Origin of the sequence: Marilutibacter spongiae, assembly GCF_014145325.1 — a bacterium.
Classification (GTDB): domain Bacteria; phylum Pseudomonadota; class Gammaproteobacteria; order Xanthomonadales; family Xanthomonadaceae; genus Marilutibacter; species Marilutibacter spongiae.
The window spans coordinates 1-15,517 of record NZ_JACHTF010000027.1; the positions used below are offsets into that span (position 1 = coordinate 1).

A 15,517-nucleotide genomic window follows, 5' to 3' on the forward strand; every position below is an offset into this window, starting at 1 on the left:
CCACCAACTGCGCCAGGCGCGCGGCCGGGGCATCGACCTCCAGCGGCACGTAGGCCGCGCCGGCCTTGAGCACGGCCAGCATCGCGACCACGAAGCCGGCGCTGCGCGGGGCGCAGATCGCCACGCGTACGTCGGCGCCGACCCCGGCCTCGCGCAGGCCATGGGCCAGGCGGTTGGCGGCACGGTCCAGGGCATCGAAGGTCCATTGCCGGCCTTCGCCCGTCAGCGCGAGCGCGTCGGGGGTGGCATCGGCCCGAGCCTCGAAGGCCGCCAGCACGCTGGCGTGCGGCAAGGGCTGCGAGGACCCCGACCAGGCCTGTAGCAACGCCCGCTCTTCGGGTCCGACCCAAGCGGGAAGCTGTCCCCTCTCCACCCAGGCGGGCATGCCCAGCAGGACCCGATGCAGGTGTTCGAGCATCCGCGCCACCGCATCGTCGGCAAACGCATCGGCGGCGTAACAGGCCCGAATCTGCAGGGCCTCGTCCTGCATCGCCACCAGCGTCAGGCGATAGTGGCTTTCCTGTCGGCTTTCGGCGCTCTCGACCTCGAGGGAGGTGAGTCGCGAAGCACCCTCGATCTTCGCGTCGGCCGGCAGGTTCTCGAACACCAGCAGGCTATCGAACAAAGGCATGCCGCCGGGGACGGCCGAACAGCGCTGGACTTCCGCGAGGGAAAGGTACGCGTGTTCGTTGCCCTGCCTGAACGTCTCCTGCAACTGCTGCAGGCCCGATTCGACGTCGTCGCCCGCTTCGAACCGGATGCGGACCGGGATGGTGTTGATGAACAGCCCCACCATCTCCTCGATACCCGGCACTTCGGCGGGGCGCCCCGACACGGTCGCACCGAAGACCACGTCCTGCTCACCGCAATAGCGATGCAGGACATAGCCCCAGGCCCATTGCAGCAAGGTGTTGACGGTGGTCCGCGTCGACTGGGCCAGGCCCTGCAGCGCCCGCGTCCCGTCCACGCCGAGCTGCAGCCGGCACTCGCGCGTGGCCCTCGGCGCTTCTGCCGCCGCAGGCGCGATGAGCAGCGGCGTCGGCGAATCGAAGTCCGCGAGCAGCGCTCGCCAGTGCCCGAGCGCCGCCGCGGGATCGCGCGACTGCAGCCATTCGATGTAGTGCTCGTAGACCGGCGCCGGACCGAAGTCCGCGAGACCGCCATCGGCAAGCGCCTGGTACGCCGTCATGACGTCGCGATAGATCAGCGGACTGCTCCAGCCGTCGCTGAGGATGTGGTGCTGGGTCCACAGCAGCTGGTGCGACCCCTCGTCGAGGCGGAACAGCGCGATGCGCAGCATGGGGGCGCTGGCAAGGTCGAAGCCGCGCAGGCGATCGGCCTGGCGGAAGGCATCGAACCTCGCCCGCTGCGCCTCGGCCGGAATGCCGCGCAGGTCCTCCTCGTGCCACTCCAGCGACACGGAGGCCTGCACCAGCTGGTGCAGGGTCCCGCCATCGGCGACGAACGCGGTCCTGAGGATGTCGTGCCTCGCGACCACCTGCGTCCATGCCTCGCGGAAGGCATGCGCATCGAGCGCCCCCTTCAGTACGGGCCATATCTGCACGACGTAGGTCGACGGCTCCACCTGGCTCTCGTAGTGCAAGCCCGCCTGCATCGGCGTGGCCGGGTACAGCCTGGACATCGCCGGGTAGCGTTGCTGCAGGGCGTCGAGCGAGGCCTGGTCGATGCGGGCCAGCGGGAAATCCGACGGGGTATGGCCGCCGGTGCCGACGGCGGCGCAATGCTCGCCGATGGCCTGCAGGCCTGCCTTGAGGTGCTGCGCCAGCGCCTGCATGGTGGCCTCGTCGTAGTGCGTGGCGCAGTAGTCCAGGACGAAGCTCAACTGCCCGGCGAACACCTTGCCGGACAAGCCCAGGTGGTGTGCGCGATCGCGTTCGCCGGACTCCTTGCGCCCCACGCTTTCGGGCGCGGCCTGGAACGCGGTACCTGCGTTCAGGGTCTGGTCGAACTGGCCCAGGTAGTTGAACTCCAGTTCCGGTTCGCCCGCCGCCTCCGCCGCCGCGACCACGGACGGCTCCTGCCGCAGATAGCGCAGCAACCCATATCCGATGCCGTGGCCGGGGATGCCCCGCACCTGCTCCTTGACCGCCTTGAGGACGTCTTCCACCCGGCCGGACGCGCTGCGCAGGACCAGCGGGTGCACGCTGGTGAAGTAGCCGACCGTGGCCGACACGTCCAGCGCGTCGAACAAGGCCTCGCGGCCGTGGCCGTCGAGCCTGACCCGGAGGGCCTCCGCCCCCGTCCAGGCCCGCATGCCCAGGTACACCCCGGCCAGCAGCAGCTCGTCGATCCGCGTGCGGTAGGCGGCGTTGCCGCGGAGCAGCCTGCGCGTGGCCGCCTCGTCGAGCTCGATCGCCAGCTTGCGCGTGTCCTCGACGCGTCCCAGGCCGTGGGCGGGCCGGTCCGTGGGGAGTGGGGGGACCGAAGCGCCCGCCTGCGCGACCCAATAGTCGCGCTGCGCCAGAAGGTCGTCGCCGAGGGCATGCGCGAGCAGGGCTTCGCCCCACTGCTGGTACGAAGACGTCTTCGCCGCGAGGCGCACCTCGCCCGAGGTCCTGAACTGCCGGTAGGCCGCTTCCAGGTCGGCCAACAGGATCCGCCAGGACACGCCGTCGACGACCGCATGGTGGAGGATCACCAGCAGCCGCTCATCCTCCGCCCGCCCCTGCGGCGAGCGGAAATGGACCAGCCGGAACAGCGGACCGACACCCAGGTCGAAGGCGTCCTGCCAGGCATCGCATCGCGACTCGATGAAGGCCACGGCCTCGCCCGCGTCGGCGGGCAGCAGTTCCCGGACCACGCTGTCCGCCAGCAACTGCGAGTCGGCGGTCGCGTAGCGCCCGTGCCATTCGCCCGCGGCCACTTCGTCGAAGCGGAGGCGGAGCGCGTCGTGTCGCGCGTACAGGGCCGAGGTGATCGGCTCCAGGGCCGCGGCGTCGAAGCCCTCCGGGACCGTCAGCAGCACGGCCATGTTGTAGTGGTCGCGACCGGCCTGGCTGATCGAGAAGAACAGGCGATGGATCGGCAGCAGCACCTGCTCGCCCTGGGACGCGTCCTGGGGCGCGAGGACCTGGGTGGGCGCGGACACCTGCAAGGCCAGCTCCGCGATCGACTGGGCGTCGAACAACTGCTTGGTGCTCAGGCCCATCCCGGCCTGGTTGGCCCGCGATACGACCTGGATGGCGAGGATGGAATCGCCGCCGATCTCGAAGAAATTGTCGTGCACGCCGACCTGTTCCACCCCCAGCACCTGCTGCCAGATGCCGGCGAGCCGCGCTTCGGTCGCATCGCGCGGCGCCACATGGCTCTGCTGCGCGTGGTAGTCGGGCGCCGGCAGCCGGCGCTTGTCGAGCTTTCCATTGGCCGTGACCGGGAAGGCGTCCAGCACGACGAAGGCCGAAGGCGTCATGTAGTCCGGCAGAGTGGCCCGCAGGTGGGCGCGCAGGATCTTGCCCAGCAGGACCTCGTTGGTCTCGGCCTCGTCGCCGCGGTCGACGCAGACCAGGTAAGCCACCAGGCGCCTGTCGCCGGGCACGTCCTCGCGCACGAGGACGCGCGCGTCCTCGACTTCCGCGTGCTGGCGCAGGCGCGCCTCGATCTCGCCGGGTTCGATGCGGAAGCCGCGCAGCTTAACCTGGTCGTCGACGCGCCCGAGGAAGCGCAACGTCCCCGACCCGCTCCAGGCACCCTTGTCGCCGGTACGGTACAGGCGTTCGCCGGGACGATGCGGATGTGCGACGAACTTCCGCGAGGTGAGTCCCGGATGCCCGAGGTAGCCGCGCGCAAGGCCGGCGCCGCCCAGGCAGATTTCGCCCGGGACTCCGACGGGCTGCATGCCGCCGGCGTCGTCCAGCACCCAGGCCTCCACGTTGGGCAGCGGATGACCGAGGTCGATCGGCACGCCGTCGCGTACCTCGGCATGGGTGGCGGCCACCGTGGCCTCGGACGGCCCATAGGAATTGCAGACCCGGCAGCGCCGGGCCCATTTCCAGGCGAGCGCCTGCTCACAGGCCTCGCCGGAAACCACGAGCACGCGCAGCGCGTAGTCGCGGTCGGCGTCCAGGTGGGCCAGCACGGCCGGCGGGATCGCTGCATGGGTGATCCGACGGTGCGCCAGCAGGTCGGCCAGCCGTTCGACCGAACGCCGGTCCTCCTCGACGCAGACGTGCAGGCTGGCGCCGTTGGCCAGCGCCATCAGCCATTCCCACGCCGCGCCGTCGAAACCGATCGAAGCGAAGGCCAGGACCCGGCTGTCCGCACCGACGCCGAGCCGGTCGCGATGATAGGCAGCGAGGTTGACCAGGCCGCGATGCTCAAGCAGCACGCCTTTCGGCCGCCCGGTCGAACCCGAGGTATGTATCGAGTACGCCAGGTGCCGGGGCGTGAGGCCGCGCTCGCGCACGGGGATGTCGGTGGCGGGCAGGTGGCCGGTCATCGCCGCGTGCAGGGGCTCGTCCAGGGGCAGGACCTGGCGCTCCGCCAGCACCGGCAGTGCGTGCAGGACGCTCGACTGCGCCAGCACGTGCTCGATCGCCGCATCCTCGAGCATGGCCGCGACGCGTTCTTCCGGATAGTTCGGATCGATCGGCAGGTAGGCCGCGCCGGCCTTGAGGATCCCGAGCAGGCCGGCCAGCATCTCGCAGGAGCGGTCGACGCAGAGTGCGACCAGGTCGTCGGGCCGCACGCCCTCCCCGACCAGGTAATGCGCGATCCGGTTGGCACGGGCGTTGAGTTCGCCGTAGGTCAGCGATTCGCCATCGCATTCGACTGCCAGCGCCTCCGGATCGGCGGCGGCATGCGCCTCGAACAGTTCGTGCGCGCACAGGTCCGGCAGCGGCACCTGCGCGCCGACGCTGCAATCGCGCAGGCGCGCGGCCTGCTCGCCATGCACCAGGGCCAGCGCGTCCACCGGGCAGGCAGGATCGGCGACGATGCCGGCGACGAGCCGGTCGAAGGAGGCCGCCATGCGTTCGATGGTCGACGCATCGAAGATGTCGGTGGCATACAGCCATTCCACGGCGAGCTCGTCGCCGACTTCCGCCACGTGCAGTTCGATGTCGAAGCGCGCGGTGGCCGTGCCCGCCTGCACGGGGGTGAATCGCAGCCCCGGCGCCTGGAGTTCGACCGCCTCCAGGTTGTGCAGGGTAAGGCTGACCTGGAACAGCGGCGGATGGTTGAGGCTGCGCTCGGGCTTGAGCTCGTCCACGAGCAGGTCGAAGGGCACCGCCTGGTGCTCGTAGGCCTCCAGGGTGCTCGCGCGCACCCGCTCCAGCAGCTCGGCGAAAGCCGGGGAGCCGGACAGGTCGGTGCGCAGCACGAGCGAGTTGATGAAGACGCCGACGAGATCCGCCAGCGCAGGATGGCCACGGTCGACCACGGGCGAGCCCAGCACCACGTCCTGCTCGCCGCTCCAGCGCGAGACCAGTACCGCGAGGACGGCGTGCACCGCCATGAACAGGCTCGCGCCCTGTCGCCGCGCGATCGCCTTCAGCCCCGCGCTGCCCGCCACGCCGATGCGCTGCGCATGGCGCGCGCCGACGAAGCTCGGTTGCGGCGGACGGCTGCGGTCCAGCGGCAGTGAGTGGGTGGTCGGCACCCCTTCCAGGCGTGCCCTCCAATACGCCAGGTGCGGGGCAAGGGCGTCGCCCTCCGCGGCGTCGCGCTGCCACCGGGCGAAGTCGGCGTACTGCAGCGCGAGCGGAGGCAGGTCCGGTGCCTCGCCGGCCAGGGCCGCGGCGTAGAGCGAGACCAGCTCGCGCACCATCAGGCCGCGCGACCAGCCATCGGAGGCGATGTGATGGACGTTGAGGACCAGCACGTGCGCGTCCACGCCCGCCTGGAACAGGCGGCAGCGGATGGGCCATTCGCCCGCCAGGTCGAAGGCGCGGGCGCGTTCGGCCACGACCGCCTCGCGTATCCAGGTGTCCGCCTCCCCGATGGCCTCGCTGCCAGGTCCTTCGACCACGATCGCTTCAGGGCGCATCGGGTGGACCCGCTGGCGGGCGCTGCCGTCGATGTCCTCGAAGGTGGTCCTGAGGATGTCGTGCCGCGCCAGCAGGGCGTCGTAAGCCTGCTGCAGCGCCGCCAGGTCCAGCGCTCCCTCAAGCCGCAGGGCGGAGAGGATGTTGTTCTGCGCACTCCCCTGTTCAAGCCTGTCGACGAACCAGAAGCGCTGCTGGGCGAACGACAGCGGTGCAGGGACACCGGCTTCGCCCCGCGGGATCGCGACCGCGACCTGCGTCTCGGCCCGATCGACGGCCTCGCTGAAGGCTCCCAGCGCCGACGACTCGAACAACAGGCGCATGGGCACCCGCTTGCCGAGGCGCGAGGCGATCTCGCCCACGACCCGGGTCGCGAGCAGCGAATGTCCGCCCAGCTCGAAGAAGTCGTCTTCCAGGCCCACGCGATCGACGGCCAGCACCTCCGCCCAGATCGCGGCGAGCGCATGTTCGAGCGGGCGGGTGGGCGCGACGTGGTCCGCACGCACACGCGGCGTCGCTCCCGGTTCGGGCAGCGCCTTGCGGTCGACCTTGCCATTGGGCGTCAGCGGCACCTGCGCGATCTGGACCCACGCGCTGGGCACCATGTACGCAGGCAACTGCCGGGCGGTTCGCGCGCGCAGGTCGGCCATGTCCAGCTCGCCCGCCCCGGCCGCCACCAGATATGCGGCCAGGCGAAGGCCGGCATCCGCGTCCGGTCGCGCGTCGGCAATGGCCGCGCGCACGCCCGGCAACGTGGCGAGTACCGCTTCGACCTCGCCGAGCTCGACGCGGAAACCGCGGACCTTCACCTGCAGGTCGCAGCGCCCCAGGTACTCCAGCGTGCCGTCGGCGCGCCACCGCGCGAGGTCGCCACTTCGGTACATGCGGGCGCCGGGCGTCGCATCGAACGGGTCGGGCAGGAAACGCTCGCGATCGAGGTCGGCGCGGCCGAAATAGCCCAGGGCCAGCATCGGGCCGGCGATGTGCATCTCGCCGGCGACGCCCACCGGGACCGGCTGCCCGGCTGCATCGAGCAGATGGATGCGCGCATGGGCGATCGGTCGCCCGATCGGCAACGACGCGGTCGCCACGGGCGCGTCGCCGCGATCGGTCCAGGTGGTGCAGCCGACGGTCGCTTCGGTCGGACCGTATTCGTTGACGATCACCGCGTTGGGCAGCACCCGCGCCCGGAAGCGCTCGACGACGTTGCGCGCCAGTGCCTCGCCGCCGACGACGATGCAGTGGGCCGTCGTGGACGGCGCGGGCGCCAGATGTCCGAGCGCGACCAGGTGCGACGGAGTCAGCTTGAACAGGCCCGGCGTCGGCGCCGCCATCCGTTCGACGAGGCCGGACATCGTCTCGTCGTGGCCCTCGTGCAGGAGCACGACCGGCACGCCCGCCAACAGGGGTGCCAACAGCGAGGTGACCGTCGCATCGAAGGAAAACGGCGTCGCGACGACGGCGGCTTCCATGCCTGGCAGGTACTCGCGCACCGCGTGGTCCAGGTAGTGCCGCAGGGCACCGTGCGAGACCGACACGCCTTTGGGGGTGCCGGTGGAGCCGGAGGTATAGATCAGGTACGCAGCGGCCGCGTCCTCCACCGGCACCGCGGCCGGCGCCGCGCAGGGGGACGCGTCGAGCGCATCCACGTCCAGGCAGGGCACCGTGGCCTGGAGTCGCTCGCCGCCATCGCGCGTGGCGGCATGGACAAGCACCCGCGCCGGGCGGCAATCGTCCAGAATCCATGCCAGGCGCGCCGCGGGCAGGGACGGGTCGAGGGGCACGTAGGCCGCGCCGAGCTTTCCGGCCGCCAGTATCGACGCAAGCATCTCCACGCTCCGCGCCATGCAGATGCCGATACGGTCGCCGCGGGACACGCCGGCCGCGTGCATCGCCGCGGCGATCCGGGTGGCCAGCGCGTCGAGCCGGGCGTAGTCGACGCTACCCCCTGGAGCGACCGCGGCGATGTCGCCGGGGCGGCGCGCGGCGAATGCCGCCACCGCCTCGTGGGGCGCCTGGTTTGCCTGCAGGGGCGGTGTCTCGCCGCGGCCTTCATTTACCCGGGCGTCGCGTTCGGCCTGGCCCAGCAGCGGCAGCCTCGCCACCGGCTGCCCCGGATCGACGCTGATCGATTCGAGCATGCGCAGCAGCGCCGTGCCCATCGAGGCGATGGTGCCGGCATCGAACAGGCGCGTGGCATACAGCCAGCGGAAGCGGATGCCCTCCCCGCTCTCCACCGCGGACACCTGCAGTTCGAAACGGGCGCGCTCGTAGGCATCGTCCATGCTTGAAACCGCCAGTCCGGGCATGCGCATGTCCGTGGGCGCGTCGACCTGGTGCGTGAACGACAGCTGGCAAACCGGTGCATGGGCCAGGCTGCGCTGCGGATGCAAGGCCTCGACCAGCGACTCGAACGGCAGGTCCTGGTGGTCGAAGGCCTCCAGCACGCCGACCCGCGTGTCCTCGAGCAGCGACAGGAAGGACGCGTCGCCATCCACGCGCGTGCGCAGCACGAGGGTGTTGACGAACAGGCCGATCATCGGTTCCAGGTCCGGATGGACGCGGCCCGAGACCGGCGTCCCCACGACGATGTCGTCCTCGCCGCCCCAACGCGCCAGCAACGCGCTGAACGCCGCCTGCAGCAGCATGTAGAGACTGGCATCGTGCGCGCGCGCGATCGCCGCGAGGGCATCGCGCACCCCGCGACCGAGCCGGAACTCGAGTGCCGCGCCCTCATACGCCGCTCGCGGCGGCCGGGGCCGGTCCAGCGGCAACGCATGCACCTGCGGAACGCCCGCCAGGCGCCGGGTCCAGTACCCCAGGTCGCGCTCGACGCCAGACGGGCCCAGGCGCTCGCGTTGCCAGTGGGCATAGTCGCCGTAGTCGACCGGCAACGGCGGCAACGGGTCCGGCCGGCCTTCGGCGAAGGCCGCATACAGCGCGCAGACCTCACGGACGAAGACCTGGCGCGACCAGCCATCCGAGACGATGTGGTGCTGCGTCACCAGCAGCACGTGTGCCTCGTCGGACAGCTTCACCAGGCGCCCGCGGACCAGGGGGCCGCGTGCCAGGTCGAAGGGCGCATGCATGTCCTCGAACGCGATCGCGTCCACGATCCTCGATGCCGACTCCGCCTCGTGCGAGGACAGGTCGGTCTCGCGCAGGTCGAAGACCGCCTCGCCCTCGACGCGCGCGCGAACGCGATAGGCCGCGTCTTCCTCGAAGCGCGTCCTCAGGCTTGCATGGCGCTCGACCACGCGATCGAGTGCGCGCTTCAGGACCCGGGCGTCGAGCCGACCCGACAGGCGCAGGGCGGCGGGCATGTGGTAGGCATCGCCAGCGCCGGCATCGAGGGCCTGGACGAACCAAAGCCGTTCCTGCGCGAACGAAAGCGCCACGTCGTCGCCCCCGCGCCGCGGGATCGGTGGCATGCCCGACGACGCAGGGGCGTCCTCGGCGAGGAACTCGACCAGGGCCTGCTTGTGCTCCCGGATGAGCGCGGCGATGGCGGGATCGATCCGGTCGCTCTCCGAGCGCGTCCGCAGCCGCCCCTCCACGACATGGGGAAAGATGCCGTTCTCGTTCAACAGGACGATCAGTTCGGCTGCGCGCATGTCACCACTCCATCTCAACGTGTTCTTGTCGTTCCATCGCCATTTGGCTGTTGCGCTTGCGCAGTAGCTGGTCGTCGATCGCCGCCGCGATGCTGCGGATGTCGGGCCGGTCGAACAGAAGCCGCATGGACAGGTCCACCTCGAAGCCACGACGGATGGCATTGACCATCCGGGTCGCGACCAGCGAGTGCCCGCCCAGGTCGAAGAAGCTCGCCGTCACGCTGACGTCTTCCAGGCCGAGGACCTCACGCCAGATCCCGGCCAGGGCCTCCTCGGTGGCGGTCTGCGCGGGCACGTGTTCGACGCCGGGCATTGCCGGCTCCGGCAGCGCCCGCCGGTCCAGCTTGCCGTTCGGGCCCAGCGGTAGCTGCGCCATGGACACATAGGCATTCGGCCGCATGTAGGTGGGCAGGCGCGCGTCCACGGCGCTGCGCAGTGCGGCCTCCTCGACCGGTCCCACCACGTACGCGACCAGTCGTGCGGCCATGCCCTCGCCCAGGATCGCAACGGCCGCCGCGCGCACGCCCTCGCAGGCCTCGAGCGCCGCGGCGACCTCGCCAAGCTCGATGCGGAAGCCGCGCAGCTTGCACTGGTCGTCCAGGCGCCCCAGGTACTCAAGGTTGCCGTCGTCGCGCCAGCGCACGCGGTCGCCGCTGCGGTAGAAGCGCATCCCCCCCGCTGCGGTGGCTTCGACGAATTTCCCGGCGCTCAGCGCGGGATCGCCCAGGTAGCCCTTGGCCACGCCGGCGCCACCGATCCACAGCTCGCCGGGCACGCCGGGCGGCTGCTCGACCCCCGAGACGCTCATCACCCGCAGGCACGTGTTCTCCATCGGCCGGCCCACGGGAATGGACCCGCGCAGGGTGTCCAGATGCGCGCTGACGTCGAACCAGCTGCAGCCGACGACCGCCTCTGTGGGGCCATAGTGGTTGTAGAGGCGCGCCTGCGGGAACTTGCGCGCCAGTGCGCGCGCCAGGGCCACGGGGAAGGACTCACCGCCGATCACGAATACATGCGCGCTCGCCCTCGGGGCGGCGTCCATCAAGTCCAGCAAGCCCTGTGCATGCGATGGCGTCATGCGCAACAGGAACGCGTCGACCTCCTCGGCGTCGAGGCGACGCGCGAGCGCGTCGAGCTCGCCCTGCGGCGGCATGTACTCCACGCACCCCCCGCACAACAGGGGTACGAACAGCGCCGGGATCGTGAGGTCGAACGCCGGCGAGGTCACTACGAGCGAGCCGGCCAGGCCCGGGGCATGGTAATTGTCGAGGGCGAAGGCGCAGTAGTCGAGCAGCCCGCCGTGACGGATCTCGACGCCTTTCGGCGTGCCGGTCGAACCCGAGGTGTAGAGCACGTATGCACTGTCGTCCGGGCCCGGTCCCGCCGCTGCGCCAGCCGTCGGGACGAATCGCGGTTTCTCGTTCGCGGGAGGGACAGGGTCGGTGTCCGTCACCGGCATCCAGTCCACCCCGTCGCAGGGGCCGTCCGGTCCGGCGGGCCCGCCCTCGCCCGCATGCAGCACGATGCCGATGCCGGCGTCGCCGACGATCGCATTCAGGCGCGCCGCCGGTTGCCGGCGATCCAGGGGGACGTAGGCCGCCCCTGCCTGCATGATCGCCAGCAGGGCCACGGTCAGCTCCGCAGAGCGTTCGACCCAGACGCCGACCCGGTCGCCGGCACCGATCCCGCGGGCGCGCAGCCGCGCGACGAGTGCGTCCACCGCCGCCGCCAGCTGGGCGTATCTCAACGTCACCTCGCCCGCACGCACCGCCGGGGCATCGGGCGTCCGCAGCGCCTGCGCGCGGAACGCCTCGGGCAGCATGCGGTCGCGGTGGCGGCGCCCCTCGGGGCCCTGTTCGTGGGCGGCCAGGAGCGCGGCATCGTCGGCGTCGTGCAGGTGCATGTCGCACAGTCGCGTGGCGGGCGACTCGATCGCCTGGTCGACCAGGCGATGCCATGCACGCGCCATGCGTTCGATCGTGCTGCGTTCGAACAGCGACGTGGCATAGGTCCACGCCAGCGCAAGCCCGTCGGCATCCTCGATCGTGGCCAGTGTCAGGTCGTACTTGGCCTGCACCGCCTCGCGTTCGATCTCGCGCATTGCCAGCCCGTCCAGCCGGGCCTCCAGCCCATCGGACTCCTGGTGGTTGAAGAGGACCTGGAACACCGGCGCGTGGGCGGTCGTGCGCTGCGGCTGCAAGGTCTCCACCAACTGGTCGAAGGACACGAGCTCGTCTTCGAATGCGGCGAGCGTCGACGCGCGAACCGATGCCATCACCGCTTCGAACGGCGCGTCCGGCTCCACCTGGGTCCTCAGCACCAGCGTGTTGACGAAGAAGCCGATCAGCGGCGAGACGTCCGGATGGATGCGGCCGGCGACCGGCGAGCCGATGACGATGTCGCGCTCGCCGCTCCATCGCGCGAGCACGGCCTTGAACGTGGCCTGCAGCGCCATGTACAGCGTGCAGCCGCGGGCCGCGGCCAGCGCCTTCAATGCCGCCAGGCGCTCGGGATCGAGCCGGGTCTCCACCCGCCCGCCCGCGAAGGACTGGCGCGCGGGCCTGGGATGGTCGAGCACGAGGCCATGCACGGTCGGCAGCGCGGCCAGGCGGGCGCGACTGGCCTCCAGCTGCGCGGCGATACGCGCCCGCCCCGTCTCGCCCTGCTGCCAGGCGGCGTAATCGGCGTACTGGACATGCAAGTCCGCCAGCGCCGGCTCGCGTCCCGCGCGCGTGGCCGCGTAGACCTCGCAGACCTCCTCCACCAGCACGCGCGTGGACCAGCCGTCGGCAGCCACGTGGTGGACCGTCAACAGCAGCGCATGCGTCTCGTCGGCCAGCACGACCAGCCGGCAGCGCAGCATGAGGTCCTTCGACAGATCGAACGCCGCGCCCGCCTCGTCCTCGATCGTGGCCTGCAGGTCGCGTTCGCGACGCCCGGCCGGACGCGACCGCAGGTCGACCACTTCCAGCGGTACCCGGCACGGGGCCGCAACCACCTGCACCGGTGTGTCGTCGTATTCGACGAGGGTGGTGCGAAGGACTTCGTGTCGTGCCACGACGGTGTCCAGCGCCCGTTGCAGGGCCTCGACATCGAGCGTCCCCTCCAGCCGGAGGGCGACCGGGATGTTGTACTGCGGACTGCCCCCGTCCATGCGGTCGATGAACCACAAGCGCCGTTGCGCATGGGACAGCGGCAAGGGCCGGGACCGGTCGGCGCGGTCGATCGCGGACAGGCTGCCGCCGGCGAGGCCTTCGACGTGGGCAGCGAACGCCGAGAGTTCGGGATGCGCGAAGATCGCGCGCAGGGCGATCTCGCGCCCGGTGCGCCGGGCGACGTCGCCGATCATCCGCGTGGCCAGCAACGAATGACCGCCGGCACGGAAGAAGTGATCGTCGCGGCCGACGCGTTCGAGCCCGAGCACGCCTGCCCAGGCCTCCGCGACGAGCCGCTCCACCGGGCCCTCCGGCGCCGCGTACCGCACGAGGCCCGACTGCGCGCCTTCGGGCGACGGCAGCGCCTTGCGGTCCAGCTTTCCGTTCGCCGACAGCGGCAGCGCATCGAGGAACATGAAGACCGAGGGCACCATGAACTCAGCCAGGCGCAGCGACAGCGAGCGACGAAGCGCCGACGCGTCGAGCACGACGCCGTCGTGCGGGACCACGTAGGCGACCAGTCGCGTCGAGACGCCGTCGGGAACGCCGGTGACCACGCATTCGCGTACGCCCTCGCAGGCCGCGATGCACGCCTCGATCTCGCCCGCCTCGATGCGCAGGCCGCGGATCTTGAGCTGGAAGTCGTTGCGCCCCAGGTACTCGATGCTCCCGTCCTCGAGCCATCGCCCGAGGTCGCCGGTGCGGTACACGCGCCCGCCCGGCAGGAAGGGATCCTCGCTGAAGCGCTCGGCCGTCAGTTCCGGTCGCGCGAGATAGCCGCGACCGACGTTCGCGCCGCCGATGTAGAGCTCGCCGGCCACGCCGACGGGGACCGGCTCGCGCGCGGCGTCGAGCACGTACATGCGCGTGTTGTCGATCGGACGCCCGATCGGCACGCTCGCACGGGACGCACCCGGCTCGCATCGCCAGTAGGTCACGTCGATCGCCGCCTCGGTGGGGCCATAGAGGTTGTGCAGCGCGACGCCGGGCAGGCGCTCGTGGAAGCGCGCCGCCAGCGTGGCCGAAAGCGCCTCGCCGCTGCACTTGACGTGGCGAAGGCCCGTGCAACGCGACACCGCGGGATGGTCCAGGAACGCCTGCAGCATCGAAGGCACGAAATGCACGATGTCCACCCGTTCGCGCTCGATCACGTCCACGAGGTATGCCGGGTCCTGGTGCCCACCCGGCCGCGCGATGACCAGTTCGGCGCCGGCGACGAGCGGCAGGAAGAACTCCCACGCCGAGACGTCGAAGGTGAAAGGCGTCTTCTGCAGAACGCGATCGCCCGGCCCGACCCCGAAGGTCCGTTGCGCCCAGGCCAGGCGGTTCACGACCGCGCGGTGCTCGTTCATCGCACCCTTCGGGCGGCCGGTCGAGCCGGAGGTGTAGATCGTGTAGGCCAGGTGGCCCGGATCGAGGCCGAGCGTCGCCGGGTCGGGGTCGTGGACGCCGCCGGGGCGCGCGGGAAACGCGTCGACCTCGACCAGTTGCGTCGACCCGGTGAGGCGTGCGCGCACGCGCGCGGTCGCCTCGCCGTGGACCAGGACGGCGACCGGCTCGCAATCGCGCAGCACGTAGCCCAGGCGCTCGTCGGGGTTCGACGGATCGATGGGTACGTAAGCGCCGCCCGACTTCAGGGTGGCCAGCAGCGCCACCACCATGTCGATGCTACGCTCCATGCAGACGCCCACGCGGTCGTCGGGCTTCACGCCGGCATCGATGAGGCGATGCGCCAGTGCATTGGCCCGTGCGTTCAGCGCGGCATAGCCGAGCGTCTCGCCCTCGTGGCGGAGCGCGACGGCATCGGGCGTGCGTTCGGCCTGTGCCTCGAACAGACCGTGCACCAGTGCCTCGCTGGGGAAGTCGACGCCGGTGCGGTTGAACTCCTCGAGGATCCGCGACCGTTCGACGTCGTCGAGCAGCGGAAGATCCGCCACGCTCGACTCCGGTCGCACCGCGATGCAGGCGAGCAGCCGCCCGTACGCAGCGGCCAGGCGCCGGACGGTCGCGGCATCGAAGAGGTCGGCGGCATGGACCCAGTTGCAGCGCAGGCCATCGTCGTCCTCGGTGGCCAGCAGTTCCAGGTCGTACTTGGCCGGTTGCCACTGGTCGCTCATCCCCGTCAGCCTGACGCCGGGCAAGGCCATCGAGACGGGTTCCTGGTTGCGCAGCGCGAAGAGCACCTGGAACAGCGGCGCATGGCCCAGGCTGCGGTCGGGCTGCAGGGCCTCGACCAGCGATTCGAAGGGAATCTCCTGGTGCTCGTAGGCCGACAGCAGGGTGGCCTTGTTGCGGTCGAGCAGCGCCAGGAACGTATCCGTGCCGGATACGGGCGTGCGCAGCACGAGCATGTTCACGAAGAAACCGATCAAGGGTTCCACGTCCGCATGGATGCGGCCGGCGACCGGCGTGCCCATGACGATGTCCTCGCCACCGCCCCAACGCGACAGCAGGGCCGCGAAGGCGGATTGCAGGACCATGAACAAGGTCGCCCCGCGCGCCCGCGCCAGCGCGTTGAGCGCGGCCAGGGTGTCGCGATCGACGCGTGTCTCCAGATGCGCGCCCTCGAAGGACTGCTGGGCCGGCCGTGGGCGGTCCAGCGGCAGGCCGTGCACCGTCGGCAGGTCCGCCAGCTGCGTGCGCCAGTACCCCAGCTCGCGCGCCAGCCCCTCGCCCTGCAGGCGCTCGCGCTGCCATGCCGCATAGTCGGCGTACTGCACCGGCAGCGGTGCCAGCGGCGCCGCCA

General features: G+C 71.0%; 2 protein-coding genes. Both read right to left on the reverse strand.

Annotated elements, in window-relative coordinates:
* Nucleotides 1–9,616, reverse strand: a 9,616-nt coding sequence (locus tag H4F98_RS16445; protein WP_182688914.1) for a non-ribosomal peptide synthetase, incomplete at its 3' end; no start/stop codon positions are given.
* Between the two features lies 1 nt (nt 9,617).
* Nucleotides 9,618–15,506: an amino acid adenylation domain-containing protein gene (locus tag H4F98_RS16450; protein ID WP_343064786.1), complete on the reverse strand. Its 5,889-nt coding sequence runs from the start codon at nt 15,504–15,506 to the stop codon at nt 9,618–9,620.
* Between the last annotated feature and the right edge of the window lie 11 nt (nt 15,507–15,517).